This window comes from Stenotrophomonas sp. GD03777 (assembly GCF_029842485.1).
GTDB lineage: Bacteria > Pseudomonadota > Gammaproteobacteria > Xanthomonadales > Xanthomonadaceae > Stenotrophomonas > Stenotrophomonas sepilia.
In genome coordinates, this window is the sequence record NZ_JAOCGL010000196.1 from 1 (window position 1) to 3,283 (window position 3,283).

Annotated in this window: 2 protein-coding genes and 1 pseudogene; 2 read left to right on the plus strand and 1 reads right to left on the minus strand. The window is 66.8% G+C overall.

All coding sequences use genetic code 11. From position 1 onward, the window contains the following. Positions 1-722: pseudogene (locus N5E02_RS20550) on the minus strand (peptidase M23); the annotation flags it as partial. A gap of 95 nt (positions 723-817) precedes the next feature. Here N5E02_RS20550 and N5E02_RS20555 point away from each other — a divergent pair. Then, positions 818-1,480, plus strand: a complete 663-nt coding sequence (locus N5E02_RS20555) for a hypothetical protein (RefSeq protein WP_005414989.1) — start codon at positions 818-820, stop codon at positions 1,478-1,480. Between the two features lie 86 nt (positions 1,481-1,566). Beyond that, positions 1,567-3,276: a M28 family metallopeptidase gene (locus N5E02_RS20560; protein ID WP_065186708.1), complete on the plus strand. Its 1,710-nt coding sequence runs from the start codon at positions 1,567-1,569 to the stop codon at positions 3,274-3,276. The last annotated feature ends 7 nt before the right edge of the window (positions 3,277-3,283 follow it).

A 3,283-nucleotide genomic window follows, 5' to 3' on the forward strand; every position in this document is an offset into this window, starting at 1 on the left:
GCGTCCTGGCCCAGTGCCTGTTCCTTCTCACGCTGGTCCTTGAAGCGCTCTTCCAGCGAGGCAACGGTCTTTGCGCGATCGCGGCGGTCCGCTTCCAGGGCGGCTGCCTGCTGTTTCTGGTCCTGCTGCGTCCCCTGCAGCTTCTGCTTGCGCTCGGCGATCTGCGCCTGAAGCGCTTCCAGCTCCTTCAGGTCGGCGGTCAGCGTGGTGATCCGCTGCGCACGCTCGCGCTGCAGGTAGCGATGGTAGGCCAGGGCGCGGTTGGCATCGGCCACCGTGTCCTGCGACAGCAGCAGCTTCAGCGGTGCGTGGTTGCCCAGCTGATATGCCGCGCGCAACAGCCCGGCCAGTTCGCGGTGCTGCTGGGCCAGGTTGCCCTGCAGCGTGCTGCGGCGCTGCTCGGCTTCGGCAAGGGCGCGGCCCTGCTCGCGCAGCGCGGCTTCCGTCTGCGCAAGGGCACGGCCGGTGCGGGCTACCTTCTCGTCGGCCTCGCGCAGTTGTTGCGATGCCTGCCCGCGCTGGCCCTCGATCTGCCGTCGCTCCTGCGCCACGCCCTTCAATTCGGTTCGCAGTTTCTGCAGCTTGCGCTCGGTCTCGCGGGTGGTCTGCGCACCGCTGGGCAGCGGCAGGGCCAGCGCCAACGCCAGCCCCAGCAGCAGGCAGCGACCGCCGCGGGCAGCGGCGATGTGATGTCGGCGTGATGGGAAGGCGTTGTCGCGCAAGGGCTTTCCAGTGACTTCAGGCAGTTGCGGGGGTTACCGGGGAATGGTGACATCTCCGCACGCGGCCTGCCAGCCGCACATCCATCGAGGTCGCCATGAAAACTCTTTCCATTCCGCTGCTGTTGGGCGTACTGCTGGCCACCGGGCCGGTCTGTGCGCAGGAGAACATCAGCAAGGTCAACGGCAGCATCAGCGCCGAACCCGGTCAACGCTACGGCAAGCTCGACACCGTCAACGGCGGCATCCGCGTCGGCGAAGGCGTCGAGACCGGCAGCATCGACACCGTCAACGGCGGGGTGAAGGTCGCCGACCGCGCGCGCACCGGCAAGATCGAAACGGTCAACGGCGGTGTGCGCCTGGGTCGTGAAGTGATCGCCAGTGGCGGCGTCAGCACCGTCAACGGCAGCATCTTCACTGATCGCGGCAGCCAGATCGAAGGCGGCGTCGAGACCGTGAACGGCGGCATCGGCCTGGTCGAGAGCCGCGTCGGCAAGGACGTGGAGACCGTCAATGGTGACATCACCGTCGGTATCGGTTCGCAGGTCAACGGCGGTGTGCATGTGCGCAAGCCGAACTTCAGTGTCTCGCTGACCGCCAGCCGCAAGCCGCGCGTGATCATCGGCCCGAATGCGGTGGTCAACGGCCCCCTGCAGTTCGAGCGCGAAGTGGTGCTGTACGTGCATCGCTCCGCTCGCATCGGCCCGGTGACCGGCGCCGAGCCAATTCCGTTCGACACCGAAACCGCCCCGGCGGACTGAACCCGCCGGACCTGCCGGTTCGGTGATACTCACTGTTACCGGTCGCGCATCAGGTGCGGCCGCCCTTTGTTCTCCAGGAATCGACGATGCCCCGCAAACTCCTCCTGTGCCTGGCCGCCGCGGCCGCGCTCAGTGCCTGCAAAGGCGAAAACACGCCCGCCGCCGCGCCGGCCACCGACACCGCTGCGGCGAAGCCGGCCGCCCATTCGTTCTCCCCGGAGATCAATGCCGGCGACTTCGCCGAGATGGTCAAGACGCTGGCCTCGGATGAGTTCGAAGGCCGCGCCCCGGGCAGCAAGGGTGAAGAGCTGACGGTCAACTACATCCGCGACCAGATGCAGCGCATCGGCCTGCAGCCCGGCAACGGCGACAGCTGGTTCCAGGATGTGCCGATGACCGAGACCACGGCCGACGAATCGACCGTGCTGAAGATCACCCAGGGCGGCAAGACCACCGAGCTGAAGTTCGGCACCGACATGGTGGTGGGTACCCGCACCGGCCAGGCCGAGGTGAAGGTCGATGCCAGCGACCTGGTGTTCGTCGGCTACGGCGTCGATGCACCGGAGCAGAAGTGGAACGATTACGCCGGGCAGGACTGGAAGGGCAAGACGGTCGTCATGTTCGTCAACGACCCGGGCTTCCATGTCGACGACGAGAAGCTGTTCGACGGCAAGCGCATGACCTACTACGGGCGCTGGACCTACAAGTTCGAGGAGGCCGCGCGCAAGGGCGCCGCTGCTGCACTGATCGTGCACGACACCGCCGGCGCCTCCTACGGCTGGGACGTGGTGAAGAATTCCTGGGCTGGCCCGCAGTACGACCTGCCGGCCAAGGATGATCCGGAAGCGCGTATCCCGGTGCAGGGCTGGCTGAGCGCCGACGCGGCCAAGGCCCTGTTTGCCGGTGCCGGCCTGGACCTGGCGCAGGCCTACAAGGACGCCAGCAAGCGCGGCTTCAAGCCGGTGCCGCTGAAGGCCACCGCTGCGGTCGACCTGAAGAGCCAGATCGCACAGAAGCAGTCGCGCAACGTGGTGGGTGTGCTGCCGGGTAGCAAGCGCGCTGACGAGGCGGTGCTGTACATGGCGCACTGGGATCACCTGGGCAAGCATGAGGGCGAGACCGGCGACAACATCTACAACGGCGCCGTCGATAATGCGACCGGCGTCGCCGGCATTCTCGAAGTGGCCGAAGCCATGGCGCACCAGGACCCGAAGCCGGAGCGTTCGGTGGTGTTCCTGGCCGTGACCCTGGAAGAATCCGGCCTGCTGGGTTCGAAGTACTACGTCGCCCATCCGACCTTCCCGCTGGACAAGATCGCCGGTGTGATCAACATCGATGCGATGTCGGTGGCCGGCCGTGCCAAGGACGTGACCGTCACCGGCTTCGGCAGCTCGGAGCTGGAGGACATCCTCAAGCCGTTGGCCGCCGCCCAGGACCGTACGCTGCACGGTGAGACCTCGGTGCAAAGCGGCTTCTACTTCCGCTCGGATCACTTCAACTTCGCCAAGGCCGGTGTGCCGGCCCTGTACGCCGATGGCGGCGAGGACCTGCGCGAGGGTGGCGTGGAAGCGGGCCGCAAGGCCGCGGCGGACTACGGCGCCAACCGCTACCATGGCCCGAAGGACGAGTTCGACGCGGCCACCTGGAAACTGGACGGCACCGTTGAAGACCTGCAGCTGATGTACGGCGTGGGCAAGGAACTGGCCGGTGGTGATCGTTGGCCGAACTGGTATGCAGGCAACCCGTTCAAGGCGGCCCGCGACGCGATGATGAAGGACAAGGCTTCGGCCAAGTAAAGTCGGG